The organism is uncultured Olsenella sp., from assembly GCF_959602185.1.
In the GTDB taxonomy this organism is placed as follows: Bacteria; Actinomycetota; Coriobacteriia; order Coriobacteriales; family Atopobiaceae; genus Olsenella_I; species Olsenella_I phocaeensis.
The window spans coordinates 42330-68481 of record NZ_CAUGRZ010000012.1; the positions used below are offsets into that span (position 1 = coordinate 42330).

Genomic DNA, 26152 nt, shown 5'->3' on the forward strand with positions numbered 1-26152 from the left:
CCCATGGCAGACCCCAAGAGCGATCCCACGCGCGACGACGTCCTGGTGGAGGTCAAGAACCTCTCGAAGAGCTTCGTAGCCGAGACCAACTTCTTCGGGCGTCCCACCTCCTACGTGCGCGCGGTCGAGGACGTGTCGTTCAAGATCCACCGCGGCGAGGCCTTCGGCCTGGTGGGCGAGTCGGGCTGCGGCAAGACGACCATCGGCAAGATGCTGGTGGGCCTGCTCAAGCCCTCGGGTGGCAAGATCTACTTCGAGGGCGAGGACGTCACGGACGCCAGCAAGCAGCGTCGCCGCGAGCTCTGCCGCGACGTCCAGCTGATCTTCCAGGACCCCTACGCCTCGCTCAACCCGCGCATGACCGTCGAGCAGATCGTGAGCGAGCCCATCCTGACCAATAAGATCCTGCCGGCGGAGGCCGTGGACGGGCGCGTGGACGAGCTGCTCGAGCGCGTGGGCATCCGGCCCGACCTGAAGCGTCGCTACCCCCACGAGTTCAGCGGCGGGCAGCGCCAGCGCGTGGGCATCGCGCGCGCCCTGGCCGTGAATCCCAAGCTCATCGTCTGCGACGAGCCCGTGAGCGCCCTCGACGTGTCCATCCAGGCGCAGGTGCTCAACCTTCTCGACGACCTCAAGGAGGACCTGGGGCTCACCTACCTCTTCATCGCGCACGGCCTCAATGTGGTGAAGCACGTGTCCGACCGCGTGGGCGTCATGTACCTGGGCAAGCTCATGGAGGTCGCCCAGAAGAACGACCTCTACCACGAGCCGCTCTGCCCCTACACGCAGGCGCTTCTCTCGGCCATTCCGTCGCCCGACCCGCACCTCTCGCGCAAGCGCATCATCCTGCAGGGAGACGTGCCCAGCCCCATCGACCCGCCGGCTGGCTGCCGCTTCGCGAGCCGCTGCTTCGCAAAGGTGGGTGCCTGCGACGTGGCCGCGCCGGAGCTTCGCGAGGTCGTTGCGGGGCACCGCTGCGCCTGCCACCGCTACGACAACATGCCCGAGGCCGACGTGCGCGGCACCGCGCGCAAGATCCAGTACGAGGCGGCGCGCCCCACCTACGGCATGGGCGGCGCGGATGCCAACGCCGACCCGGTCTCGTTCGACCCGGACACTCCGGAGGAGGCGGCCGCCAAGGGAGAGAAGCTCCCGGAGAGGTGGCTGTAGGTCGCTGCCGGGGCGTCCTTGGCCGGAGTGTGGCTGGGTGACGAGGTGATTAGTGCGGGCGGGCTGGTGATGTGCCGGCCCGCCCGTTTTGTGCGTGGGCGCGTGCGGCTGGTGGCGACGTCGGGCGCGTGCGTGCGGCTGCCGACAGCGCCCGGCGCGTCTCTCTCGCCCGCGACAACGTCCAATACGCGCGTTGTTTCGCCGAAAGCGTCCAACGCGCCTAATGGTCTGACGTTTTCCCAGTTGGCGTGCCACGTCCAGACGCGTTTGGCGTTCTCACGTGTCACCCAGACGCGTGCGATGTGCTGGCGTGTCGTTCAGACGTATTGGACGTTCTTGCTTGTCATTCAGACGCGTTGGACGCACTCGTGTCGACCAGTTACTCCGGTGTGTTCTTTACTCGGGCGAATCGAAGCATCGTGGCTTTGATGCGGGCGATAAAGAACACGCCGCCGCAGCTCATGTGGGCAAATGCAGCGGTCGGCGTTCTTTTCTCGCCTTGGATGGCGAGATTTCGTCGCTGAGAGCCAGTAGGGAACACGACGCCCGCAAGCAAAGCCAGCAAAGAACGCGCCACCCGCAGGCCGCCGCACCATGCGATGTGCCGCGTTCTTTACTGCTAAGGTTTTCTCTCGTTGGGGAAACTCCCACCAGTAAAGAACGGCCCGACGGCACGCCACCCCGCAACGGCCCGACGGCACGCCCATCCCGCGCGCCCAGGCGAGAGGAGCCGCATGACCACGCTGTACATCGATGCGGACGCGTGTCCCGTGACGGCCGACGCTCTTGCCGTGGCGCGCAGGCGCGGCGTGCCCGTGGTAATCGCCGGCAACAGCACGCAGAACCTGGAGCGACATGTCAGGCGAGACGACCCCCGCGACGTCGCTCACGCCCGTCGCGGCTTCTGGGTGGACGTGCTCGCGGTCTCCGTCGGGGCGGACAGTGCGGACTTCGCCATTACGGAGCGCTTGGAGCCGGGGGACGTTGTGGTGACCCAGGACATCGGCCTGGCGGCGATGGTCCTGGGCAGGGGCGCCGCCGCCATCGGGGTGCGCGGTCGCGTGTTCGACAGGGCGACCATAGACATGGAGCTCTTCATCCGGTACGAGGAGAAGAAGGTCCGCCGTGCGGGTGGCCGCACCAAGGGACCGGCGGCCTTCGCTTCGGAGGACCGTGCGCGCTTCCGCCACAACCTGGAGGGTCTGCTGGAGTAGGAAACCACATCCACGTTATCGTTGCGCGAAGCTCTCCAATGTCGCCTTCCTGGGAAGCATGTCTGCGATCAGATTCTCGGCGTCGTAGGAGAGCGCTTCGAACCCTGTTCGGGCCTGCCTTTCTCCCTCTTCGTCAATGCTTCGAGGAAGTGCATCGCACAGTTCCCTGGCAGTGCGGCGTAGGAGCTCTTCGCTGATGCCAAGCTCGTTCGCCAATTCCACGAAGTCCTCGGGTATGACCTCGTCGATTATGCCGTGGCGTCCGATTCGCATCCCCATCTGCCTGCTGAAGCGATCGAAGAGCGTGGTCGGAACGATGTCATAGGCCGGAGCGAGCCTTGTCCATGCCCCCTCGTGCATGAGCGAGAGGTTTTTGAGGTGGTTGTCGCAGTTTCCTACCAGATAGTTGAGCAGCATGATGCGGGCAAGGCCCTGTATGTCCCTAAGCGGCTGAGAGGAGTGATTCCGCAGCAGGTGCGCTATGGCGCTCGCACTGCTTGGGTCAAGCTCCGCATACTTTGACCCGGGATAGATTCCCAGCGACTGGGCAAGGTCTTCTTGGTGGAGCCTTCGCACCGCCAGCCTTCCGTCCTCGAGGACCGTTGTCTGTCGATCAAACCGCTCGACGCAGATGGCGAGTCGGCCTCTTCCCAAGGCGATGAGCTCGACCTTGGGTACGATCGGCGAGGTATGGGCGTGAGTATTCGAGTTGTCGCGTGCTGAGGTCGATTTCTCCAACTACCAGGGTGCTCGATCCGCCATGGCGCAGAATCCAGAGCTTATTTCCATGTGTTGGCATGACTTACCCCCTCGTCCGGGCGAACAGGTCGATGCCGAGCATGCGGGCGACTTGGGTCACCTTGTCGAACTCCGAGCTGCCCTTGCCGCGCTCGAGCTTCGAGACGAAGGTGATTCCCACGCCCGAGCCCTCGGCGAGCTCGGCCTGGGTGAAGCCCTGCTCCTTGCGCGTGGACCTTATGAGGGCGCCGAGGTCCCTTGCGTTGGTGACACGCGTCTCTGGCATCGTCGCTCCTCTCGAATGCGCTCGCATCAATTATAAGGAAAGCTAATCGATTTTGTGCGTTCGCATCAATTCAGGCGAGAAGAGCTGAATTTAGTGCGTACGCATTGATTCTCGTCTGCCCAGACGACGATGTTCCCAGGAGTTCCAGGACGCCGCAACGCCTTTTCGTGCCACTTACGCATTCGTGCCATTCACGCCCTCGTGCGACTTGCGTTCCCGCTTGACTTCGGGCCGCGTCACGCGCATACTCTCGTCCAGTAATTAGTCATTTGGATAAATATCAAAACGAGGAGGTAAGAGCCAATGGCGGGGGAGGCATTCAAGGCGCTCTCGGACCCGACGCGGCGGCGCATCCTAGAGCTCCTGCGTGCGGGTGACCTCAGCGCGGGGCAGATTGCCGAGCAGTTCGACATCTCGAAGCCCTCGATCAGCAACCACCTGGGCATCCTGCGCTCGGCGGGCTTGGTGAGCTCGGAGCGCCAGGGACAGAGCATCGTCTATCATCTCAACATGACCGTGCTGCAAGAGGTCATGGAGTGGTTCTACTCGTTTGGAGAGAGGTAGGTCGCAATGGCGGTCAAGAGGCATTCGCGGCGCTTCATCTATGTGCTGGCTGCGGTCGCGCTCGTCAACTTCGTGGCGCACCTGCTGGTGTATCCCAGCCTTCCGGAGCAGGTCCCCACGCACTGGGGCGCATCCGGCGCGGCCGACGGCTATGGGCCCAGGTACATGGCGCTCGTACTGGCGGTGCTGCCGTTCCTGTTCCTGCTGCTGTTCCGCGTGATTCCGTCCATCGACCCGCGCCGGGAGGGCTATGAGCGTTCCTGGGGCGTGTGGCGTGGCTTCGTCTGCGGGTTCAGCCTGTACATGATGGCGTTCAGCTGGGTCACCGAGGCGACGGTCTTCGGACTCATCCCCGAGGGGAGCGGCCTGGTCGGGAGCCTGACCTTCGCGGGGCTGGGCGTCCTGTTCGTGGCCCTGGGCAACTACATGCCGCGCGTGCGCCAGAACTACACCTTCGGTGTGAAGACCCCCTGGGCGCTGGCGGACGGGCACAACTGGGACCGCACCCAGCGCATGGGCGGCATCGTCAGCGTGGTGTGGGGCGCGGCGATGCTCGCGTTGGCTCTGTTCGCGGGAGCGCTTGGCGGCGAGCTGCTCGTTGGTCTCCTCGTCGCGCTGATCCTGGGAGGCACGGCCTGGCTGTACCTGTACTCGTACCTGGTGTTCGTGGGGAGGCTGCGGTAGGGGAGGCGGGCAGGGGAGAGGGTCCTGGTCGCGTTGACTGGCAACCACGTCGGAACCGAATCGTTCAGAACTCGCCTGAGAGCGCACGATCTTGAAATCTCGGGCGAGTTCTGAACGACGCCCTTGCCTGCGACCCCGCCCGGAGGAGTGGCGGGGCCAGCCCCACCTACTCCTCGGGCAGGCTCCTGATTACTCCCATGAAGTAGACGACGTGCCCCAACCAGACGACGCCCAGGACCATGCGGGCCCAGAGCGAGTGCATCATGACGAAGCCGATGCCCATGAGCAGCGTGACCATCGCCATGACGCGCAGCTTGGCGGCCCGCTTCATGCCCCTCTCCTGCACGTAGCTCCGGAGGTTCTTCTGATAGAAGCCCGTGCCCACGAACCAGTCGTGCAGCCTCTGCGAGCTGCGCGAGAAGCAGTAGAGGGTCACGAGGAAGAACGGGACGCTCGGCAGGATGGGTAGGACGACCCCCAGCGTCCCCAGGGCGAGCGTGACGCATCCGACGGCGATGTAGACGTACCTCATGGGTTCCCCTCTGCGTGTATGCCTTGGCTAACAAAACAGAAGCCTAGTGCATGCGCGTGAGTTCTCCAAATTTGCCTATGCGGGCGACGATGCCGGGCGCCCTGGGTCTGTCCGGGCGTCGCTCGGGCACGGACCGGCGGTTCTCCGGCCTGTTGACATCGCGGGATGCGGTAACTTCGAGGGCAACCAGATAGAGATCACGGTGTAGTCGCGCCGCGATGGGTGAAGTTCGAATCGCCTGCGCATGCACGTTCGTCGTGGTCACATCCGCGCGGGCATGTCCGGCGCGCGACCTTGCGGACCCTGTTTCTCAGATGTTCCTGACTCCTCGACCAGAGCGCCTGCGCTATACATATGCTATCTTTGCTATACGAGCATTTGTCACAGTGCGAGGTGAGGTGGGAAGGTGGATGTCATGGTGGTCCAGATGAACACTCGCATTGACGCCTTGCTGAAGGAGCGAGGGGACAAGGTCCTCATGAAGGCTGGTCTCACGCCAACCAAGGCGGTCCGAGGCCTGTGGGAGCTCGCCGTGAGACATGAGGAGGAACCGGAGCTGCTGGCAGAGGTTCTTTCTGGTGCGAGCCTCCTGCCTCCCAAGACGGAGGGAAGTGCTTCTTCCGGTGTGGCTGACCGGCTTGCGGCGCTCCACGAAGGATGGGACATCGTTCGCAATTCGGGCCTCTCTGCCAGGGCGGTTGAGTTCTGCCTCTCTGATGCGACCCCGCTTGAGGAGCTACGCGAACGAGCGGCGCGGGAGCGACTAGGCCATGCTGCCGGCCCGGATGCGGATGCGCCAAAGGTGTCGGAATAATGCAGCGACCCAGCAGGCTCCTCCTTGACATCAACGTTTGGATTAACAACTACCTGGGCAGTCGTCCTGGTCATGACGCGGCGCGAGACCTCATTACCTTTGCCCTCGAGCGCGAGCTGGAGCTGTACTTCTCCATCTCGTCAGCAGCAGACATCTTCTACCTGCTGAAGACCGAGTTCAAGATTTGCTCTCGCAGGGCGGACGGCGAGCTCACGGAATCTGCGGCGCTCGCGGCAACGAATGCGGCATGGGCGTGCGTCAGGAACATGCGTCAGCTCGCGATGCCGGTGGGGCTCGACGCATCTGACTGCTGGTATGCAGACAAGCTGCAGGTGGTGCACCCTGATTTCGAGGATGACCTCATCATGGCCGCAGCTCAGCGCATTCACGCGAGCTACCTCGTCACAGAGGACAAGGCGCTGATCCAGAACGCGGTGGTGCCCTGCGCCAGCCCGGACCGACTGCTTTCCCTGCTTCAGGCGCTGGAGGCATAGCCTCGGCAAAGCCTGCATGACGGCGGAGCAGTCCAATCCGTCCAAGCGCTCGGGCTTTGACGTGAACTTGCCGGATGGCATTTGTTGACACGAGGCTTTGGGCGAGAATGGATGCCCGCAGGCAAGCGAGAGGACTGGCCCCAAGGAGGACGCGCATGAACATGCCGCAGAAGATGTTCCACGACTTTGCGATGGGCATGGTCAAGGACGAGAGGCGCGACGATGCCGAGCGCCTGATGGAGGAGGGCTTCGCCCGCCAGGACGCGGGAACCTTCGACGCGGCCTACCTCGCCTCCGTGACGCCGACCTACCTGGACGTCGTGAAGGAGGACCAGGTGGAGAAGGTCAGGGCGGCAATCGCGAGCTACGCCGCGCGCCTCTAGGGGACCCCGCCAGGCAGACGAGGTCCCCTTGTCCAAGCCAGTGAATAAATCCGGGGCATATAGTTGCCGAACGCGGCAAGTCGCCCGCAATTGTTGCCCTAACATGTATTGCTGCCGGCCGCCGGACGGCGTCGGCGACATCATCCGCCATGACTGAATCGAGGATTGTCATGAAGCGTCTGCGTGCGATGCGTGAGCCTCTGAAGTACGTCCAGGGCAAGGGTGCCCTCCTGAAGTTCCAGGAGGAGATGGGCTACATGGGCAAGCGCTGGCTGTTCGTGTGCTCCAACAGCGGCTACAAGGCCTGCCACGACAAGATCGAGCAGAGCTTCGGCGACGCCGACGACTACCGTCGCTACGAGGTCTTCGGCGGCATCTCCAGCAAGGTCGAGATCGCCAAGATGCAGGCGATCGTCGAGGCAGACAACATCGACGCCGTGGTTGCCGTCGGCGGCGGCTCCGCAGTCGACACCGCCAAGGCGACCGCCTACTACTCCGGCAAGAAGGTCGTCATCATCCCGACCGTCGCCGCGACCGACGCGCCCTGCACCGGCCTCTCCGTCATCTACAACGACGACGGCAGCTTCGACAAGTACCTCTTCTATCCCGAGAACCCCGCCGCTGTCATGGTCGACACCCAGGTCATCGCCGACGCACCCGTGCGCTTCCTCGTGGCGGGCATGGGCGACGCCCTGGGCACCTACTTCGAGGGCCGCGCGTCCATCCGCACCGAGTCCCCGAGCCTCGAGGGCACCGGCATCACCCGCGCGGGCATGGCGCTGGCCAAGCTCTGCTACGAGACCCTGCGCGACTACAGCTCCCAGGCCATCGTCGCCTGCCAGAACCACGTGGTCACCCCTGCCTTCGAGAACGTCGTCGAGGCCTGCGTGTACCTCTCCGGCGTGGGCGCCGACAACGTTAACTGCGCCGCGGCCCACTCCTTCTACAACGGCCTGACCTCGCTGGGCGGCCACAGCGCGCCCCACGGCAACTGCGTCGCCTTCGGCACGCTGGTCCAGCTGGTGCTCGAGGGCGTTCCCGAGGAGGAGTTCGTGGACGTCCAGGACTACTGTCTCGAGGTCGGCCTGCCCACGACCCTGGCCGAGCTGGGCGTGACCACCGACGAGCAGATCTGGAAGATCGCCGAGGCGGCCTGCGTGCCGGGCGAGACCATCCACAACCTCGCCGGCGACGTCACCCCCGACGAGCTGCACGACGCCATTGTCGCGACCGACGCGATGGGCAAGGCCCTCAGGGGAGAGTAGCCCCCTGGTCTGGCGGACGCCAGCCTGACGCTCGTGATGCGGGCCCGGACACCCTTGGGTGCCCGGGCCCGTTGCTGAACGGACGCATGCGCGCAGGTCGTCAGACCAGCTTCCATCGGGCGCTTAGGATGCGCTTGTTCCAGAAGTCCGCATAGGCACCGTCTCGTTCGAGAAGCTCGTCATGAGTCCCCGACTCCTCCACGGTTCCCCGAGCGTTCAGCACGACGATTCGGTCGGCCATCTTGATGGTCTCGAGCTTGTGGGCGACGGCGATCACCGTGGAGGACCTGCGGAGCACCTCGATCGACCGGACGATGTTCGCCTCGTTTTCGGCATCGAGCGCCGACGTCGCCTCGTCAAAGAGGACGATGGGAGCCTGCTTCAGCAGCGCGCGGGCAATCGACACGCGCTGGCGCTCGCCTCCCGAGAGCGCGCGGCCGCCCTCGCCGCAGAGGGTGTCCCATCCCTCGGGCAGGCGCTTGACGATCTCGGTCACGCCCGCCAGGTCGGCGACCCTCTCGAGCTCGTCATCGCTCGCGTCCGGCCGCGCCAGAAGGACGTTGTTGCGCAGCGTGTCATTGAACAGGTACACGTCCTGGAAGACGAAGGAGACGTTCTTGAACAGCTCCTCCGTGGTGAGGTCTCGCACGTCGACGCCGCCGACGCGCATGGCGCCGGCTGCCGTGTCGTAGAAGCGGGCGATGAGCTTTATGACCGTGGTCTTGCCGCAGCCCGAGGGTCCCACGATGGCGAGCATGCCCGATGGTGGAACCGAGAAGCATACGTCGCGGAGCACCGGCTTGCCCGGCACGTACGAGAACGTGACGTGATCGGCGCTGACGCTCGCGTCGTGGGGGAAGGTGCCGGGGACGGCAGGCGTCGGCATCTCGGGAGCGTCCATGACCTCGTCGATGCCGTCCAAGGTCTGGCGTCGCTCCTCCAAGCCGAAGAGCGCCGCCGAGACGTCCGACACCATGGTAGAGAAGCGCAGGGCAACCCCTATGATGACGACTGCCTCGAGTGGGGTGGCGATGCCGCTCACGCACAGGGAGCTTCCCAGCAGGATCATGGCGAACACCAGCGTCTGCTGTCCCATTCCCGAGACCAGGTTGCCCAGCACGCCCCACCAGAGCCCACGTACGGACTTGCGTTGCGCCTCGACAAAGCTGTCGGCGAGCTCCTTGTAGCCTGGCCCCGCATGGCAGGCGCGCAGCGCACCCTGGCACTGGGCGAACTCGACGATTCGGGAGGCGAGGGCCTCCTCTGCGGGAGTCTCGTCCGCGTAGCAGTTCTCTATGCACTTCTGTCCGAGCTTGAGCAGGATGAAGAGCACGGGAATCGCGATGCTCGCCATGAGGCCGAGCCGCCAGTTCCATGCCCAGGTGCCCAGGCCGAACACCACGCAGGCGCACAGGTTGCGGACGAGCTGGCCGATGAAGTAGGCGACCGCCTGTCCGCTCGACATCATCTCCTGCGTGACGATGCGGCTCAGCCTGCCGGCGCTCGACGCCGAGAACCAGCCCAGGGGCAGGGAGGCGACCTTTGTGCCGATGTGCCTCTGCAGCATGCGCATGTACCCCAGGCCGGCGGTGTATCCGAGCTTGCAGCCCTGGTAGTCGAGGACGCAGGAGAGGGCCGCCAGCGCCGCTAGGACGATCATCCATGCCGCGAAGCCGAGGCCCCACTGCGCCTTCGCCGTCTGGAGGGCTATCGCCGCCGGCATCATCGTGCACAATGCCAGTCCCGTGAAGACGCCTGCCGCAGCGTAGGCCACCGTGCCACGCCTGTTCATGGCGGCATCGGCGTCGGTCATGTACCGGCGGAATCGGCGCAGAAGGCTCCGGTTTCTACTCATGGCAATCCCCCTGCCCCTCTTTCGCGCTGGAAGTCGGGGCGAACCCGCCCTGAGCCAGCAGCGCCCGGTAGTGGTCGTTGTCGAGCAGGGTCTCGTGCGTGCCCAAGGCCGCGATCCTGCCCTCCTCCATGACGGCTATCTGATGGGCTCCCACCACGGAGTTCAGGCGATGGGCAATCACCAGGACCGTGCGCCCCCCGACCAGGCCGCCGAGGGCCCGCTGTATCTCGACCTCCGAGTCGGGGTCGGCGAAGGCCGTGGCCTCGTCCATGACCAGGACCGGCGCATCTGCGAGGATCGCGCGTGCGATGGACAGGCGCTGCGCCTCTCCGCCCGAAAGCTCGCAGTCGGTGCCGATGACGCTGTCATAGCCCTTGGGAAGCGACATGACGAAGTCGTCTATCTGGGCGGCCCTGGCAGCGTCCCGTATCTGCTCCAGGCTCGCCTCTGGCCTTGGGAGGGAGACGTTGCGCGCGATGCTCGCATTGAGCAGCATCGCATCCTGCAGCACGAACGATACGTTGCGATACAGCATGTCTGGCGAAAGGGATCGCAGGTCAACGCCGCCGAGCTCTATGGAGCCCTGGGAGGGGTCGTCGAATCGGGCGATCAGCGTCGCCAGCGTCGACTTCCCCGACCCGGAGGGGCCGATGAGCGCGGTCACCGTTCCTGGCTCGAGCGTGAGGTCGACGCCCCTGAGCGCCTGGGTCTCGCCATAGGAGTACGAGACGTCCCTGATGACGACCCGGGGCCTTCCGTCGGGCTCATGGGGATGCTCCGGCTCCTCGAGCGGCGGCGTGTCCATCAGCTCGACCAGCCTGACGGCCGCAGAGCCGGCCAGCTGGTACGACCAGGTGATGTTCGCGACGCTCATCATGGCATTCGGAAGGACCAGGGCGATCAGGGTGCATGCGATGATCTGGGGCAGCGTCGCGAGCCCCATTGCATGGAGCAGCGCCCCTCCTCCCAGGTTCACCAGCAGCAGTACCGGGATGGAGACGAACTCGGCGGCGACGGCACAGCGACCGATCATCGGGGCGCACCATTCCCAGTACGAGTCCGCGAACGCCCGCGCGGCTTCGGCGTAGTTGCGGTAGGACTCACCGCTCTTGCCGAACGCCTTGATGACCTTGATTCCCGAGACGAGCTCCACCATGGTTGCCGAGACGTTTGCGAGGTTGTTGTTCATCTCGGCCGTCTTGGGCCCCATGTCCTTCATGGAGGAGCCGTACAGCACGAAGTAGAACGGGAGGGTTGCAATCCCGACAAGGGCCAGGCGCCAGTTCATGACGAACATGAACGCCAGGAGCACCAGGGGAGTCAGGATGCCGTTGAGCATGTCCACCGGCGCGTGGGCGATCACGGTATGGACGGTCTTGGTGTCGTCCTGGACGGCGTTGCGTATCCTGCCCGATCCCGTCCTGCCAAACCAGGCGAGAGGGACGCGGCTGAGACGCTCGACGATCTTGCGGCGGATGACGAAGCGCAGCCTCATGTCCGCGAAGTGCGTGATGGTGAGGGACAGCAGGTAGAACGTCAGCCTGAGCACGAAGGCCGTCACCAGCAGCATGACGATGTCGCTCACCTGGTCGGCATCGAGCGGACGCACGCCCTGCTGGGCGGCGATGAACGTCTCGCCCAACCGCACCAGGGCGAGGTAGGGGACGAATGCCAGCAGGGCGGACAGGATCGTGAAGAGCTGGGCGAGGACGGTGCGACCCTTGATGTGCGCCGCCAGCAGCTTGATCGCCGCCCGCCCCGCCCTGTCCTGGTCCCGATGCTCCTGCGAGATGTCGGTCATGGCTACCTCACTCCCAGCTGCCTGAAGTGCTTGGCGAACACCTTGGTGCCGATGAAACCGCCGAGCGTCGCGCAGACGACCGTGGCGATGCACGTGACGACCATTCCGGGGCCGTACATGAAGTCGACCATGTTCCGGGAGAATTCCTCCGCCATGCCCGCCTGGACGCATTGGGCGACATACGCGTCGCCACCGATCATGTAGACCAGGGAGATGTGGCCCAGCCAGAACAGGAGGACGAACGCAGAGAAGGACGCCAGGATCCTGCCCCTGCCACGCGTCTTGGGATTGCCCAGGATGAGCTCCGCGGCAAGGCAGCCAACGAGGATCCCCGCCGGCCCCGTCCAGAACATCCCCATCACGAAGCCGAACGCGGCCATGATCGCGCCCATGGCAATCATGGCGCCGCGCTTGGGCACGCGCTGGACGATGTACATCCATGCCATGCCGGTGATCAGGGACGAGGCCGCATGGGCGCTCCAACAAGTGCGGTAGTCGAAGCTGCACACCATGGCGAAGCCCATCGTTATGAAGAACACCAGAACGCCGAACGCCGCGCAGAACACGAGGTCCTTCGCGGTGAGCCGACCCGTGTCCCTTGCCTGTGTACCAATCGTCCTTTCAGCCATGAGCCATTTCCTTTCTGATAGAAGCCTCAGTGGACCGATGAAAAACCGAGCAGCCTTCTTATGCGCCCGAGTGTTTCCGGATTGAGCGGAATCGGCGTCGACGGACGTCCGCCGTCCAGCGAGACGACGGCGTCGCAGACCGAGCAGAGGAACTCGTAGTCGTGAGTGATCACGCAGATCGGAAGGCCATGGCGCTTGAGCCGGCCGATCTGCTTGGCGATGACGGCCATGTTGCGATGGTCGAGCCCGCTGGTCGGCTCGTCCATGACCAGGGCCCGTGCGCCGTACAGCAGTCCTGCGGAGATCGACACGCGCTGTCCCTGCCCGCCGGACAGGGACAGGGGATGCCGCTGGACGAGCTCGGCGAGGCCAAAATCCTCCATCAGCGATTCCATGGAGAACGCCTTGGGGGCATCTCGGTCGAAGCCGCGCCTCTGGGCCTCCTCGAGCTCGCGGGCAACCGTGTGCTCGAAGAGCTGGTAGCCCGGCTCCTGCATGACAAGGTAGATCGATCCAGCGCGCCGAGAGGGTCTGAGCGCCGTTCCAGCGAGCTCGACGGTGCCGGCCGCCTCCCTCTGGATGCCGCACAGGCATCGGGCGAGCGTCGTCTTTCCCGTGCCGTTCGCCCCGACGAGGCCGATGGCCGTTCCGGCGGGGATGGTCAGGTCGCAGTCGTCTATCACCCTTCTGCGGTGGCGATACGACACGCACAGGCCCCTCGTCTCCAGCGCGACGCGACCTTCTCCCCGTCTGTCGCCGACCGATGTCGCGGAGACCTTCTCGCAAGAAGTGGGGCTCGATGCCCGTGCGTCCATCTCCTCGACTCGCCATGCCCTCAGGCCCCACCCCGACCGGGTCTCCCATGGGAGGGCGCCAAAGTCGGCGGCCGACCATGAGCCGGCAATGGCTCCGTCCTGCATGACCACGACGCGGTCGGCAAGGTCGGAGAGCCACCACAGACGGTGCTCGGACACGATGACGGTCTTGCCCATCGCTTTGAGCCTTGCGAGCGCCTGGCCCAGGAGCTCCATGGAAGGCACGTCGAGCGCCGCGGTCGGCTCGTCCAACACGAAGACGTCGGGATGTGTGGCGTACACGGATGCCAGGACCACCATCTGGCGCTGTCCGCCCGAAAGCTCCTCGACCCGGGAATGCAGCAGGTGCCCTATCCCAAACGTCCTCACGCTCTCGTGCACCCGCTCGGCGATCGTCGCGCGCGGAAGACCCTGGTTCTCGCAGCCAAACGCAAGCTCCGCCTCGACGTCGGAGTTCACGAACTGGCTGCGTGGGTTCTGGAACACCGAGCCCACCGTTGCCGCAAGATCGCTCGTGGTCCATTCGGTGACGGGCTTGTCGTCGATGGCGACGCGCCCCCTCATGGTTCCCTGGTAGACCAGCGGGATTAGTCCGTTCATGGCACGGGTCAACGTCGTCTTTCCACAACCGGATTCGCCCGTGAGCACCACGAGCTCGCCTTCGTGGACCTGCAGGTCGATGTCGCGGAGTGCGTCCGACTCGGCACCGTCGTAGCGGAAGGAGAACCGCTCGAACGAGACGGCGACGCTCATGGGGCAACCACCCCCAGCCTTGCGAGCACCATGGCCGCGAACAGGGCGTACTCGACCACCAGGAGCAGGACGTCGGCCGCCTGTACGCGCAGGACGTAATACGAGCTGCGCCTCCTCGCGGTGTCCGCACCTCGTGCCACCACCGCGTTTCCCAGCTCGTCGGCGATGATTCCCACCCGTCCGATGACGGGAACCATAAGGCGCTCGACGGTTCTTGCGGGGTGTGCCGCCACGGCCAGTGGGGAAGAGGCCATCCCGCGGACTCTCATTGCCTCGCCCACCGCCCTGAACTCGCGCGCCAGAGTGGGGACGAAGCGCAGCGCAACGCAGAGCGAGACCACGAGCCTGGAGGGGAAGCCCATCTTCTGGAGGGCGCAGGCGAGCTCGCCCGAATGCGTGGTCGCGAGGCAGAGCGCCGCGAACGCGGCGACGGGAAACACGCGCTGGAACATGAGAAACATGCTGGCGGGCGAACTGAGCCATCCCCATCCCGTCATGCCGGGAAGGTGTGCGAGGACGAAGGCCGACGCGTAGGCGACCGCCCACTTCAACGCGGAGGCGGGCTGCCGACATGCCAGCATGAGGAGAAGGACGACGCCCATCGATGCCACCTGGTACCCAAGATGGGGATACAGGGTGACCTCCACGTTCAGTGGAAGCAGGACGAGCAATGCGACGCGTGGGTCAATGCGATGGTGGCGGACGTTCTCCTCCCGCACGTGCCTTTCCTTTCTCGTTCTGACATGTTAGCCTCATCTAACCGAATATAGACAAGGAAGACACGACGGAGAGACCCCTGGGAAGAGTGGATAACTGCACCGAAAACATCCTGCATCTCACCGAAACGAGATTCGCGACCAAGTGGTACCAGAACCTGTCTCCATCGGGAGATGGTGGCTTCGACATGGACCTCGGGGCCGGGCGGGACGACGAGGCAAACCTGGCCAGGATACATGCGGTGTTCGACCCCATGATCGAGACCATCCACGGCATCCACCAGACGCAGGCCATCCGACGGGGGCTAGTGTCTCCCGGACAGGTCCGTCCCTATGGGAACACCTGGATCATCGACCCCGGGCGTGGCTCGGGGGAGTACTGGTACCACGTCATAGACTCCGACATCATCGTGGTCTCGATGAGCGTCTCGCTCCGCGAGCGGGCGGTCATGGACGGGCACTCCACCGATATGGTCGGGCTCGGCTGCTACATGGAGGACATGCCGATGTTCTTCGTCGAGGGGCTCGAACGGCAGAGTCCGTCACTCGTCGGCTATGTCTGGAAGGGGCATCGCTTCCGGCAGGTCGTCGAGGACGGCGCTCGGTTCAGCTCCTGCTCCATCTCGCTTCTGCCGAGCGCGATTCCCCGGCTCGCCCGCATTCTTCGGGTCACGCCCGCGCAGCTCCTGCATTCCGTGACGCTGCTTGATGGCCGGCGTGACATACCCGCCCTCACCGTGGCGCTCGGCGAGCTGGGAAGCGCACGCCTGTGCAGGCTCATGGAGCCCGCGTACTATCGCGCCAAGGTGATCGAGTGCTTCGCACTGCTCGTGAGCGAGACCTCATGCTGCCCGCGTGGGCCTCAGGCCTCGTCGGCTCCGTCAGAGCAGCTTTGTGCGGCCATCCTGGCCTATGCCAAGTCGAACGTGGCGAAGGACCTGTCGACCCGGTCGCTGAGCCAGGCGTTCCACGTCAGCGAGCCCAGCTTGATTTCGACGCTCAAGAAGGTGACTGGCAGGACGCCACAGGAATGCGTGCGAGAGGTGCGCATGGAACATGCCCGAGGGCTGCTGGCCAACACCAGCCTCAGCGTGCGTCAGGTCGCCCGGTTCGTCGGCTACTCCAACCAGGGAGCCTTCTCGGAGGCGTTCAAGGCGGCCACCGGCTGCACGCCCACCTGCTACCGCAGGGACCGGCGATAGGCTCCGGACCTTGGACGGGCTCCAGGTTCTGGGGAAGTCGTAGCAATGGGGAGCTGGACGCCTGGGGCGCGTCATATGATGTAGTGGTCCATGGAATGCTGGCCGGGACGGACGAGGGGATTCCCATGGAGACGAACAGGCTCGTGCTGCGGCGCTGGGAAGACGGGGATGCCGCGGATCTCTACGAGTGCGCCAGGGACCCCGACGTCGGTCCCATCGCGGGCTGGCCCGCGCATGCGAGCGTCGAGGAGAGCCTGCGGGTGATACGTGGCGTTCTCAGGGTGCCGGAGACCTACGCGACCTGTCTCAAGGACACGGGCCGCGCGATAGGCTCCATCTCGCTGAAGTTTAAGGGCAGCACCGACTTAACGGAACGAGACGACGAGTGCGAGCTGGGCTACTGGATCGGCAAGCCGTACTGGGGGCGGGGCCTCATGCCGGAGGCCGTCCGCGAGGTCCTGCGGCGCGCCTTCGAGGACCTTGGCATGCGATGCGTATGGGCTAGCTACTACGATGGGAACGACAGGTCGCGACGCGTACAGGAGAAGTGCGGCTTCCGGTACCAGCGGACGACCGACGAGGTCGACGTCCCGCTCATGCACGAGGTTCGCAAGGGCCATGTGAGCAGGCTCACGAGTGATGAGTGGGCGTCCGACCTCGAGGATGGCTCGGCGCCAGCTTAGGGCCGCCCTTCTCCCGCCGCGGCTTTGTCATTCAAAAATCTGCGGATACGTCGAATTAGCTCGGTTCAAAATTTGCGGAGATCGGGAAGTCAGCCCAAGAGGTCGCGTGCCGGCTGCGGCAGCTGCTCCGGCTGGACCTCCTCCCACGAGACCACCTCGCGTACGGGCAGGTAGCCGACCTTGAGGTACGCGCCGTCCCTGAGCCGCTTGCCTGCGGTGAAGCTGAGCAGGCGGTGCGAGCCCGTGGCGTCATAGGCGTCGAGCGCGTATTCCCAGAGCTCTCCGCCCTCGTCGCTCTTGTCCTGCGCCACCGCGTCGTCCACCCGGACGTACCAGGTGGAGGCGTTGTCGGTGTTCGCCAGGTAGAAGCTTGCGGCCAAGGCTCCCACCACGAGCAGGCTCGCCACGATGGCCACGATTCTCTTTGTCATTGGTCCGGTCCTTTCTCTGCGTGATTTGCATTTTTTGGATGCCCTCGTCGATCTCCTGTGCCTATTCCGACACAGCTGCGGCGCGCGAGACCACCCAGGCGCAGCCAGCGGTTGCCGCGACGGAGAAGAGGACGCTCGCCGCCACGAAGCTCGCGAGCTCGGCGGGCGAGAGGGCGCCGCTCCCGTTGCTGTTCGACGCCAGCTGCATGAGCGCCCAGGGCCACCACAGGCCCCAGCCCTTGGCCGTGAGCAGGAGGCCCATGACGGCGCCGCCGAGCGCCACTCCCACGGGGGCCGCGAAGCTGCGCACGAGCGATGACACGAGCAGCTGCACCGCCACGACCGCCACGCCACCCATCCATGAGAGCAGCAGGTAAACGACGTAGTTGGCAGACGGGAGACCCGCGATTCCCACCGCCTTGCCGCAGGCCACGAACAACGCCCCCGTCACGGCGAGCGCGACGCCCAGCATGCCCGCGCCCACCACGAGCTTCGCGACGACGACGCGCCACGTGGCGACGGGGCTCGCGAGCACCTGATTCCAGTTGCTCCCCGCATGCTCGAGCCCCATGAGCCACGAGCAGCCCGCGCCCACGAGCGCGGGCAGGAAGAAGCAGAGCTCGAAGAGGGTGTGCTGCGCCCAGAGGTTCTCCCAGCCGGGTGTGAGCACCCCCAGGTTCTGCTGGTAGTTGAAGGTGCCTATCGCTGCCGCGACGAGGGGGAGAACCGCGTAGGCGATCCAGATGGGCGCGCGACGCAGCTTGTCGGCCTCCGCGCGCAGGGGTTGCGTCCTCATGCTAGAGCTCCTTTCTCGAGAACCAGGTGGCGGAGACGGCGATCACCGCTGCGCAGATCGCGGCAAGCAGGGCCGCATCCCCCCAGGCGAAGGGCACGGTGTAGAAGGACGTGGCGCGTGTGGCGACGTCCCAGTCCATGCGCACGCACGAGAGCAGGCCAAAGTAGCCGCTGGGGATGAGGCGCTGGACGACGGGCGAGAAGAAGAGGCTGAATAGGCCCGCGAGCGAGAGGGCGAGGCCCAGCGCGAGCGAGGCGAACTGGTTCTCCCAGCGCAGGGCGACGGCCTGCACGACGGCGGCCACCGTGAAGGTGGGGCCGATCTGGCAGGCGGCGAAGGCTGCGAGCCCTGCGATTCCCACCTGGTCGGCGAAGCCCTTGTACGATGCCAGCGCGGCGATCCCCGCAGTCTCCAGCGCGACCGTGGCCGTGATGAGCACGAGGCTGCAGGCGAGCTTCGCGGCGAAGAGCGAGCCGGGACGCTGCAGGCACAGGAGCTCCTTCAGTGCCTGAGCCTCGTGGTCGGTCTCGCACAGGCGCGACGAGACGACGGCGGCGAACAGGGTCAGGACGATGGCGTTCACGAGAGGAGTCATGTAGAGCAGGGACGCCGTCCCGTCCGGCGCTCCCTGGGCGGCGCGTGCGGCGTCGGTCGCCACCCACATGAGGCAGAGCGCGGCGACGCCCAGGCAGATGAGCCACACGTTCTTGCGCCTGAGCTTCGCGAACTCGAGCGAGAGAGCCCTCATCACAGCCCCCGTCCCTCGGTGAGCGCGAGGAAGAGGTCCTCGATGCTCTCGCTGCGCTCCTCGATCCGCACGACGCCGATGCCGGCGCGCGCGAGCGCGAGGGAGGAGTGTGCCACCGCCTCGTCCCCGGCGAAGGGCGCGAGCAGCCAGCCGTCCTGTGCGCTGGCCCCCAACAGTGCGGCAGCGCGTGCGTCGTCGGTCGTGCGGAAGGCAAGCTGTCGCCGGGCGCGTGCGCGCAGCCTCTCGAGGGGGCCCTGCCACACCATCTGGCCCCGGCTGATGATGCCCAGATGGTCGGCCATCTGCTCGACCTCCGCGAGCAGATGGCTCGAGACCAGGACCGTGGTGCCGTGCGTCTGGGGCAGCGCTCGCACGAGCGCGCGCATCTCGTGGATGCCCTCGGGGTCGAGGCCGTTGGTGGGCTCGTCGAGCAGCACGAGCCGGGGGTTGCCGAGCAATGCGGCCGCGAGCCCCAGACGCTGCTTCATGCCCAGCGAGAACTGGCCCGCGAGCTTCTTCCCCGTGTTGGCCAGGCCCACCGTCTCGAGGGCCTCGTCGATCGCGGAGGCGGGGAGCCCCTTGAGCCTGCGGACGACGTCGAGGTTCTCGCGGGCCGTGAGGTGCCTGTAGCAGCTCGGGCTCTCGATGAGCGAGCCCACGTGCGCGAGGACCTCCAGGCGGTTCTTTCTCTCCATGCGCTCGCCCAGCACGTCCACCCTGCCGTCCGTGGGGCGCACGAGGCCCAGGATCATCTTCATGGTGGTGGACTTCCCGGCCCCGTTGGGCCCGAGGAACCCGTACACCGACCCCTCCGGCACCCTGAGCTTGACGTTGTCCACGACGCGCACGCCGCCATACGACTTGGTGAGCCCGCTCGTGGCTATTGCCAGTTCGGCCATCTTCTCTCCCTTCTTGGCTGTGCTCCGCGCGATGCGAGAGCCGCGTCTTTACGTGGGATGGGCCCTCTCGTGGGCCCGATTTCCTCCCGCGTCGCAAGACAAAGGCTAGGCGGCGCCGCTTTCGCGCCGCTGTCCCCAAGCTTTCGCGGGCCTTTCGTTTTTGGGCGGGACGGCGGGCATGGCGCGGAGGGGCCCCTCCGCTGGGATAGAATGCGAGAAAACGGGAGGTAGAGACATGCGTGACATCCATGAGGCACGGGTGCTTGTGGTGGAGGACGACCCCACCCTGCGCGAGCAGCTGCTCGCGATGCTCGCGCACGAGGGCTATCGCGACGCGCGCGGCGCGGGAACGGTCGCCGAGGCCCTGCCGACCGCCAGCACCTGGGCGCCCCAGCTGTTCCTGCTCGACGTGATGCTGCCCGACGGCAACGGCTTCGACCTGCTGCGCCGGCTCCGCGAGACGAGCGACGCGCCGGCGTTGTTCCTCTCCGCGCGCGACGAGGACGCCAGCCGCCTGCGGGGCCTGGGGCTGGGGGCCGACGACTACGTGACCAAGCCCTTCCTGCCGGCCGAGCTGCTGCTGCGCCTGGCGGCCGTCCTGCGGCGCAGCTATCGTCTGCAGGACGTGCTGCCCTCGGTCGCGCTGGGGGAGGCGGAGGTGGACCTTGCCACGGGAGAGGTGCGACGCGCCGGCGTCGTGACGGCGACCCTCACGTCCAAGGAGCACGCGCTGGCCAAGCGCCTCTTCGAGAGTCGCGGCGCCATCGTGACGACCGACGAGCTGTGCCGCAGCGTCTACGGCGACGAGTTCGGCTATGCCAACGCCCTCGCGATCCTCGTGCGCCGCCTGCGAGAGAAGGTGGAGGACGACCCCTCCCATCCGCGTTGGGTCGTCACGGTGCGTGGCCTGGGCTATCGCCTCTTGGGTGGGGGCTCGAGGTGAGGGGGCTGGCACACGCACGCGTGCGGGGCGGCCTGGGCATCGTCGCGTCCTGCGTCGTCGGTGCCGCGGCCATCCTGGCGGTCAACGTCCTGATCATGGGCCTCTCCCTCGTCGCGTCCGACTTCGCGGACGCCAAGGGCGTAGGTCCGGAGGCGGAGGAGGTGTCCCGGGCGCTCACGGGGCAGGACGGGAGCTACGCGCTCTCGGCGGACGTCACGCAGGCGCTGCGCGACCACGGCTGCTGGGCCCTGCTCATCGACGCGGGCGGCCAGGTGGCCTGGGGCCTCGACGTCCCGGCGGACGTGCCCGCCTCGTACGCGCTGGCGGACGTCGCGTCCTTCTCGCGCTGGTACCTGAGCGACTACCCCGTGTCCTGCTGGCGGTACGGAGCTGGGCTCGTGGTGGTGGGCGCGCCGAGGGACTCAGTCTGGAAGTACTCCGTGAGCTCGAGCATCAAGTCGCTCGGCGCCACCGCCCTGCTCCTGCCGGTGGTCTTCCTTGCCGACCTCGTCGTGCTCGTCGTGCTCGCGCGCCTGTTTGCCCGCCGGTCGTGGAGGCAGCGCGACAACGCCCGCAACGAGTGGGTGGCGGCGGTCTCGCACGACGTGCGGACGCCCCTCGCGGTGGTCGTCGCGGACGCGAGCGAGCTGGCGGGGAGCCAGCGGCTCGACGGGCCCGACCGGGCACGGGCCGAGCGCATCGTGGCAAAGTCCCGCGAGACGGCGGAGCTGCTCTCTGACCTCAACACGGTGAACCGCCTGCGCTACGCCATGGAGCCGGTCGACGCCCGCGAGGTGCACCTTGCGGCGGTCCTGCGCCTGGTGGTGGCAGGCTTCCTGGACGGGGGAGCGGGTGGCTGCGAGCTGGAGCTTGATGTGTCCCCGGCGGCCGAGGACGCCTGCCTGCGGGGCAGCGAGGCTCTGCTGAGGCGTATGGTGACGAACCTCGTGGGCAACAGCATCCGCCACAACCCGCAGGGCTGCCACGTGAGGGTGTCGCTCGACGTGCGCGGCGGGCTGCTCGGGACGGCGCTTGGGCGACGCTGCGTGCTCACCGTGAGCGACGACGGACGCGGCTTTGGCGCAGAGACGCTCTCCACGCTCAGGCACCGCCCGGGAGACGAGCTGCCCGAGCACGGGCTGGGGCTCGTCATCGTGCGGCGCATCGCCGCGGCCCATGGCGGGCGGGCGGGCTTCGCGAACGACGAGCGGGGCGGGTGCAGCTGCACCGTGGAGCTTCCGATTGTCGCACGACACGCGTGACGAGCGCGGCCGGGGGTGGCATCGCCATCTCTCCCGTGAGGTTGCCACCGGTAGCCGCCTGGCGATGATCAGGTCTCACCTGAGAAATTTGGGAATACCATTCCCAAATTTGACAGCAAATTGAGCACATAAGAAAATGGACCCCAACGAAGGGGGCCATATCATGTACATATCCAGGGAAGTCGAGAAGACCATCGATGCCATGCTCACACAGGGCAAGGTCGTGCTGGTCACGGGCGCCCGGCAGGTGGGCAAGACCACGGTCCTCAAGCATCATCTGGGCAGCGCCTTCGACTACGTCACCATGGAGGACCCTGCCGCATACGCACAGGCAAAGACCGATGCGGTGCTGTTCTTCGAAACGCGCTCCCTGCCTCTCATCATCGATGAGGTGCAGCGCGCGCCAGAGCTGTTCTCCACGGTCAAATGGATAGTCGACCAGTCGGACCAGAGGGGCCGAATCGTTCTTACCGGCTCCCAGACATACCACCTCATGAGGGGCGTGAGCGAGTCACTGGCCGGTCGCATCAGGATCATCGAGATGCCACCGCTCTCGCTGCGCGAGCTTGTGGGTGCTGCCGACACCCCGCACAAGTACGTTCCCTCCATGCGCAAGATAGAGGACGTCACGGTGCCCGAGGGCTTCGACCTGTGGTATCACATCCATCGCGGCAGCATGCCGGAGCTGCAGGATCCCTCGATCGACTGGGACGCCTTCTACACCGACTACGTGAGGGCATATCTGGAGCGCGACGTGCGGGACCTCATTAAGGTCAAGGACGAGGCAAAGTTCTATGGCTTCATGGTCGCCTGTGCGGCGCGCTCCGCACAGCTCCTGAGCACGACCGACATAGGGAATGCCATCGACGTGGATCACAAGACGGTCAAGGCGTGGCTCTCCGTGTTGCAGGCGTCCGGCATCGTGCGTGTCGTCGAGCCATTCTTCCCCAACATAGAGAAGAGGCTCACGAAGGCGCCGAAGATCTTCTTCATGGACACAGGGCTCGTGTGCCACCTCACTCGTTGGACAACACCCGACCAGCTACGCTACGGAGCTGTGGCGGGTCACGTCTTCGAGACCTTCGTGGTGTCCGAGATTCTGAAGAGTCACATGAATGCAGGCGCTAACATGCACGACATTTGGTTCTATCGAGACTCCAGAAAGAGAGAGATCGACCTGGTCATCCAGGACGGCCGCACGTTGCACCCCGTCGAGGTAAAGACAGGCGCACTCGTCAAGAGGGACGCAGCGAAGAACTTCTCCTGTCTTGAGGGGCTGCCCGACTACGAGGTGGGATTCGGCCACGTTGTCTGCCAGGCACGGGAGCCCTACCTCTTGACCGAGCGCGTCGAGGCGGTGCCCGTGTGGGCGATATAAGGAAGTGGCTGTAGGGGAATAATGGCTGCGCAGCTTCGGGGGAGAGGGACCCATGCCACCAAGGAAGACATACGGACGAACGCTCCTGGCATGCTACCTGGGCTTCGTAACCCAGGCCATCTGCGCCAACTTCGCACCCCTCCTCTACGTGACCTTCCATAGGACGTACGGGATCGGGCTTTCGCAGCTCGCGCTGATCTCGACCGCCTTCTTCCTCCTGCAGCTGGTGACGGACCTCCTGTGCGCCAAGGTGGTGGACCGGGTGGGGTACCGTCCCTGCGTCATCGCTGCCGAGCTGCTGAGCGGATTGGGGCTCCTGGGACTTGCCGTCGTTCCGGACCTGATGCCGTCTCACCTTATCGGGATCCTGCTCTGCGTCGCGGTCTACGCCGTCGGGTCAGGCCTCACCGAGGTGCTGGCGAGCCCCATCATCGAGACCTGCCCCTTCGAGAACAAGGACATGGTGATGAGCACCCTCCACTCCTTCTACTGCTGGGGGTCCGCCGCGGTCATTCTGGGTTCCACGGCCTTCTTCGCCCTCTTTGGCATCGAGTGTTGGAGAATCCTGGCGGCGATCCTGGCGGTCGTCCCGTTGGCTAACGTCTACAACTTCGCGACCTGCCCCATGGAGACCCTGGTCGAGGACGGGGAGGGCATGGGAGTGAGGCAGCTCCTGGGCAACAGGGCCTTCTGGCTCTTCGTCGTGCTCATGGTCTGCGCCGGGGCGTCCGAGATATCGATGGCCCAGTGGGCGTCCGCGTTCGCCGAGTCCGCCCTGGGCGTGACCAAGACGGTGGGTGACCTCGCGGGTCCCTGCGGCTTTGCCCTCCTGATGGGTCTCTCGCGGGCCCTCTACGGCAGGTTTGGCGAGAAGGTCGACCTGACCGTGTTCATGGTTGGCTCCGGGGTCCTGTGCCTTGCCTGCTACCTGCTGGCGGGGCTGTCCAGCGTTCCTCTCCTCGGCCTGGTCGGCTGTGCGCTGTGCGGCTTCTCGGTCGGCATCATGTGGCCGGGGTCCATCAGCATCTCGTCGAGGGCCATGCCCAGGGGAGGGACGGCCATGTTCGCCCTGCTCGCCCTGGCGGGAGACCTGGGCGGCTCCGTGGGACCGTCGCTCGTCGGCAATGTGTCCCAGCACTTCGGCAACGACCTGCGGACGGGGGTGCTCGCGGGGGTCGTCTTCCCGGCCGTGCTGGTCGCCTGCGCGCTTGCCGTCCGGAAGGGTTCGTCCCCGCTCGGGCAGGGAGGTGAATGCGCGTGACGAGTCGGTATCTGCAGGAGACGGCGATGCTGGACTACTCGAACCCGTCCATCCAGGGACTGATAGAGGTCAGGGGCTGGAGGGAGCTCGGCGAGTTCGACCGCCTCAAGGCCATCTATGACTTCGTGAGGGACGACGTCGCGTTTGGATACAACGTGGACGATGGCATCCCGGCGTCCAGGGTCCTCGAGGACGGATACGGCCAGTGCAACACGAAGGGCACCCTCCTCATGGCCCTGCTGCGCGCCTGTGGCATTCCCTGTCGGATACATGGCTTTGCCATCGACAAGAAGCTGCAGAAGGGGGCGATGAGTGGCTTCGTCTACAGGAGGGCGCCCCAGCACATACTGCACAGCTGGGTCGAGGTGCACTTCGAGGGCAGATGGTACGAGCTCGAGGGCTTCATCCTGGACCGGGAGTACCTGTCCGGGTTGCAGGAGCGATTCGCGGGCTGCACCGGCCCCTTCTGCGGCTACGGCGTTGCGGTGAGGGACTTCCGGCACCCGACCGTCGACTTCGACAGGAACGACACGTACATACAGAGCGAGGGCATCGTCCAGGACTTCGGGGTGTTTGACTCTCCGGACGAGCTGCTGCAGGACCATCGGCAGGAGATCTCGGGAATCAAGGCCTTCGCGTACAGGCACCTCGGGAGGCATCTGATGAACCGCAACATAAGGAAGATACGGGATTCCTGAGCTTCCTGGGCGCCCTTGGTGGCAAGCTCCTGGTAACGCCTGCCGATCAAGGGGACAAGTGGGCGGGAGGTGCGCATTCTAAAGCTGGAATGTACGCCTCTCTCCTCTGAGCTGCGATTTTGCCATAGAGTGCGCATTCCAGATCTAGAATGTGCATGTGGTCGCAGCGCACGGCCAAGACGGTGGGGAAGAGAGGTGCCGGGAACATGGCAGACAGGCAGCTCGGCGTGGTGGAGGACACCCTCTACGTTCCCATGCTCGGCAGAATCTACGCAAGCGAGAACCACAGGTCGATTCTCTACGACAGGAAGGCGCTGGAGCTGAAGGCGCATCTTCCTAGGGAGGTCGTGGAGAACGACTCCCAGACGCAGTACACATACCTGGCCTCTGCGGTGCGCTCGGCGAACATGGACCGCTTCATCGCCGACTTCCTTGCGGACAGGCCCGAGGGCGTAATCGTGCAGCTCGGTTGCGGTCTCGAGACGACCTACAATCGCGACGACGACGGTCATGCCCCGTGGTATGGGGTTGACCTGCCTCACGTCATCGACTACCGCAGGACGATTCTGCCCGAGCCCGGCCGCGAGCACTACATAGCCGGTAGTGCGTTCGAGGAGGACTGGCTCGAGCGGGTCAGGAGGGAGCATTCCGGCGCGCCGCTCTTGGTCACGGCGAGCGGGCTGTTCTACTACTTCGAGGAGGAGCAGGTTCTGGGCCTGATTCGCATGCTTCAGGGCAAAGGCGACATTCAGCTTCTTTTCGACGCCGTGAGCAAGTCCGGCATGTTCATGATGCGAAAGAAGCACATGAAGACGGTCGGGCACGAGGATGCCCGAATGTTCTTCTACGTCGACTCGGCTCGCGAGCTGGCTTCCAAGGTGGGCGGCAACGTGACCGTCCTGGCGGAGGAGAACTTCTACTGCCACGTCAGCAAGGTGGGTCTCAGGCTCTCGACCAAGCTGAGCATGCGCGTCTCGGATCTGCTAGGCATGGTGAAGATGGTCCACCTGGGGCTTTCCTGATCCCTTTGGGTAGCGTGAGACACGGTCCTCTCAGTGGCTAACGTCCTTAAAAGTGTTGCATCAATCGATTTTACGTCCTAGTTTTTGCGTTTTACAGCAAATTTCAGGACGTAACG

General features: G+C 65.4%; 28 protein-coding genes. 16 read left to right on the forward strand and 12 right to left on the reverse strand.

Translation table 11 applies throughout. The features are described 5' to 3' along the window. Positions 1 to 3 precede the first annotated feature (3 nt). Both Q5923_RS08525 and Q5923_RS08530 read left to right on the forward strand, forming a co-directional pair. Positions 4 to 1170, forward strand: a complete 1167-nt coding sequence (locus Q5923_RS08525) for an ABC transporter ATP-binding protein (RefSeq protein WP_303133471.1) — start codon at positions 4 to 6, stop codon at positions 1168 to 1170. 734 nt (positions 1171 to 1904) lie between these two features. Beyond that, on the forward strand, positions 1905 to 2384 hold the full coding sequence (locus Q5923_RS08530) for a DUF188 domain-containing protein (RefSeq protein ID WP_009278795.1): 480 nt from the start codon (positions 1905 to 1907) through the stop codon (positions 2382 to 2384). A gap of 15 nt (positions 2385 to 2399) precedes the next feature. Here the strand turns inward: Q5923_RS08530 and Q5923_RS08535 are convergent, their stop codons facing one another. Further along, complete coding sequence (locus tag Q5923_RS08535; RefSeq protein ID WP_303133474.1) at positions 2400 to 3122, reverse strand: HipA domain-containing protein; 723 nt, start codon at positions 3120 to 3122, stop codon at positions 2400 to 2402. A gap of 64 nt (positions 3123 to 3186) precedes the next feature. Further along, positions 3187 to 3408 (reverse strand): helix-turn-helix transcriptional regulator, encoded by a 222-nt coding sequence (locus tag Q5923_RS08540; protein ID WP_009278797.1) that lies wholly within the window; start codon positions 3406 to 3408, stop codon positions 3187 to 3189. A 303-nt stretch (positions 3409 to 3711) separates the two neighbouring features. Here Q5923_RS08540 and Q5923_RS08545 point away from each other — a divergent pair, with 303 nt between their 5' ends. Both Q5923_RS08545 and Q5923_RS08550 read left to right on the forward strand, forming a co-directional pair. Next, positions 3712 to 3972, forward strand: coding sequence for an autorepressor SdpR family transcription factor (locus Q5923_RS08545; protein ID WP_009278798.1), 261 nt, complete (start codon positions 3712 to 3714; stop codon positions 3970 to 3972). Positions 3973 to 3978: 6 nt separating this feature from the next. Further along, a complete protein-coding gene (locus tag Q5923_RS08550; RefSeq protein WP_303133477.1) occupies positions 3979 to 4656 on the forward strand; it encodes an SdpI family protein in 678 nt (225 codons plus the stop codon). A gap of 166 nt (positions 4657 to 4822) precedes the next feature. Here the strand turns inward: Q5923_RS08550 and Q5923_RS08555 are convergent, their stop codons facing one another. Next, positions 4823 to 5188, reverse strand: coding sequence for a YbaN family protein (locus tag Q5923_RS08555; protein WP_072500663.1), 366 nt, complete (start codon positions 5186 to 5188; stop codon positions 4823 to 4825). Between the two features lie 415 nt (positions 5189 to 5603). On the opposite strand from Q5923_RS08555, the gene Q5923_RS08560 reads away from it, so the two are divergent. The 4 genes from Q5923_RS08560 to Q5923_RS08575 all read left to right on the forward strand — a co-directional run bounded on the left by Q5923_RS08560 (position 5604) and on the right by Q5923_RS08575 (position 8144). Then, entirely contained in the window at positions 5604 to 6002 is a 399-nt protein-coding gene (locus Q5923_RS08560) for a hypothetical protein (RefSeq protein ID WP_072500664.1), read from the forward strand. Beyond that, positions 6002 to 6496, forward strand: coding sequence for a PIN domain-containing protein (locus Q5923_RS08565; protein WP_072500665.1), 495 nt, complete (start codon positions 6002 to 6004; stop codon positions 6494 to 6496). The genes Q5923_RS08560 and Q5923_RS08565 overlap by 1 nt, the downstream gene beginning before the upstream one ends. 155 nt (positions 6497 to 6651) lie before the next feature. Next, positions 6652 to 6879, forward strand: coding sequence for a hypothetical protein (locus Q5923_RS08570; protein ID WP_072500666.1), 228 nt, complete (start codon positions 6652 to 6654; stop codon positions 6877 to 6879). A gap of 170 nt (positions 6880 to 7049) precedes the next feature. Further along, positions 7050 to 8144, forward strand: coding sequence for a glycerol dehydrogenase (locus Q5923_RS08575; RefSeq protein WP_303133481.1), 1095 nt, complete (start codon positions 7050 to 7052; stop codon positions 8142 to 8144). Between the two features lie 100 nt (positions 8145 to 8244). Here Q5923_RS08575 and Q5923_RS08580 read toward each other — a convergent pair whose 3' ends face one another. From Q5923_RS08580 to Q5923_RS08600, 5 genes are read right to left on the reverse strand one after another with little or no spacing between them, the layout of a single operon-like run. After that, positions 8245 to 9999, reverse strand: coding sequence for an ABC transporter ATP-binding protein (locus Q5923_RS08580; RefSeq protein ID WP_303133483.1), 1755 nt, complete (start codon positions 9997 to 9999; stop codon positions 8245 to 8247). Continuing rightward, complete coding sequence (locus tag Q5923_RS08585; RefSeq protein ID WP_303133485.1) at positions 9992 to 11800, reverse strand: ABC transporter ATP-binding protein; 1809 nt, start codon at positions 11798 to 11800, stop codon at positions 9992 to 9994. Before Q5923_RS08585 ends, Q5923_RS08580 begins: the two co-directional genes overlap by 8 nt. A gap of 2 nt (positions 11801 to 11802) precedes the next feature. Then, positions 11803 to 12429: an MptD family putative ECF transporter S component gene (locus tag Q5923_RS08590; RefSeq protein WP_303133486.1), complete on the reverse strand. Its 627-nt coding sequence runs from the start codon at positions 12427 to 12429 to the stop codon at positions 11803 to 11805. A gap of 26 nt (positions 12430 to 12455) precedes the next feature. Continuing rightward, positions 12456 to 13997, reverse strand: a complete 1542-nt coding sequence (locus Q5923_RS08595; protein ID WP_303133488.1) for an ABC transporter ATP-binding protein — start codon at positions 13995 to 13997, stop codon at positions 12456 to 12458. Beyond that, positions 13994 to 14716, reverse strand: a complete 723-nt coding sequence (locus Q5923_RS08600) for an energy-coupling factor transporter transmembrane protein EcfT (RefSeq protein ID WP_083558384.1) — start codon at positions 14714 to 14716, stop codon at positions 13994 to 13996. Before Q5923_RS08600 ends, Q5923_RS08595 begins: the two co-directional genes overlap by 4 nt. A gap of 185 nt (positions 14717 to 14901) precedes the next feature. On the opposite strand from Q5923_RS08600, the gene Q5923_RS08605 reads away from it, so the two are divergent. Continuing rightward, on the forward strand, positions 14902 to 15915 hold the full coding sequence (locus tag Q5923_RS08605; RefSeq protein ID WP_062530676.1) for an AraC family transcriptional regulator: 1014 nt from the start codon (positions 14902 to 14904) through the stop codon (positions 15913 to 15915). Between the two features lie 125 nt (positions 15916 to 16040). After that, complete coding sequence (locus Q5923_RS08610; protein ID WP_303133491.1) at positions 16041 to 16598, forward strand: GNAT family N-acetyltransferase; 558 nt, start codon at positions 16041 to 16043, stop codon at positions 16596 to 16598. An 89-nt stretch (positions 16599 to 16687) separates the two neighbouring features. Here Q5923_RS08610 and Q5923_RS08615 read toward each other — a convergent pair whose 3' ends face one another. The 4 genes from Q5923_RS08615 to Q5923_RS08630 form a co-directional block, all read right to left on the reverse strand. Next, the gene (locus tag Q5923_RS08615; protein WP_062530677.1) at positions 16688 to 17029 is read right to left on the reverse strand and encodes a YxeA family protein; all 342 of its coding nucleotides are present in this window, start codon (positions 17027 to 17029) and stop codon (positions 16688 to 16690) included. 61 nt (positions 17030 to 17090) lie between these two features. Continuing rightward, positions 17091 to 17825 carry an ABC transporter permease gene (locus Q5923_RS08620; protein ID WP_303133493.1) on the reverse strand — a complete coding sequence of 245 codons (735 nt, stop codon included), beginning with the start codon at positions 17823 to 17825 and terminating at the stop codon, positions 17091 to 17093. Between the two features lies 1 nt (position 17826). Further along, complete coding sequence (locus tag Q5923_RS08625) at positions 17827 to 18573, reverse strand: ABC transporter permease (protein WP_303133495.1); 747 nt, start codon at positions 18571 to 18573, stop codon at positions 17827 to 17829. Continuing rightward, positions 18573 to 19472 carry an ABC transporter ATP-binding protein gene (locus Q5923_RS08630; RefSeq protein ID WP_303133497.1) on the reverse strand — a complete coding sequence of 300 codons (900 nt, stop codon included), beginning with the start codon at positions 19470 to 19472 and terminating at the stop codon, positions 18573 to 18575. The genes Q5923_RS08625 and Q5923_RS08630 overlap by 1 nt, the downstream gene beginning before the upstream one ends. 235 nt (positions 19473 to 19707) lie before the next feature. Here Q5923_RS08630 and Q5923_RS08635 point away from each other — a divergent pair, with 235 nt between their 5' ends. The 6 genes from Q5923_RS08635 (at position 19708) to Q5923_RS08660 (ending at position 26036) form a co-directional block, all read left to right on the forward strand. Beyond that, positions 19708 to 20415 (forward strand): response regulator transcription factor, encoded by a 708-nt coding sequence (locus Q5923_RS08635; protein WP_303133498.1) that lies wholly within the window; start codon positions 19708 to 19710, stop codon positions 20413 to 20415. Further along, on the forward strand, positions 20412 to 21677 hold the full coding sequence (locus Q5923_RS08640; RefSeq protein ID WP_303133500.1) for a sensor histidine kinase KdpD: 1266 nt from the start codon (positions 20412 to 20414) through the stop codon (positions 21675 to 21677). Before Q5923_RS08635 ends, Q5923_RS08640 begins: the two co-directional genes overlap by 4 nt. 163 nt (positions 21678 to 21840) lie before the next feature. Continuing rightward, positions 21841 to 23055, forward strand: a complete 1215-nt coding sequence (locus Q5923_RS08645; RefSeq protein ID WP_009278818.1) for an ATP-binding protein — start codon at positions 21841 to 21843, stop codon at positions 23053 to 23055. Positions 23056 to 23107: 52 nt separating this feature from the next. Beyond that, positions 23108 to 24316 (forward strand): sugar MFS transporter, encoded by a 1209-nt coding sequence (locus tag Q5923_RS08650; RefSeq protein ID WP_009278819.1) that lies wholly within the window; start codon positions 23108 to 23110, stop codon positions 24314 to 24316. After that, entirely contained in the window at positions 24313 to 25014 is a 702-nt protein-coding gene (locus Q5923_RS08655) for a transglutaminase family protein (protein WP_156797603.1), read from the forward strand. The genes Q5923_RS08650 and Q5923_RS08655 overlap by 4 nt, the downstream gene beginning before the upstream one ends. A gap of 206 nt (positions 25015 to 25220) precedes the next feature. Next, complete coding sequence (locus Q5923_RS08660; RefSeq protein WP_303133503.1) at positions 25221 to 26036, forward strand: class I SAM-dependent methyltransferase; 816 nt, start codon at positions 25221 to 25223, stop codon at positions 26034 to 26036. Positions 26037 to 26152: the final 116 nt, after the last annotated feature.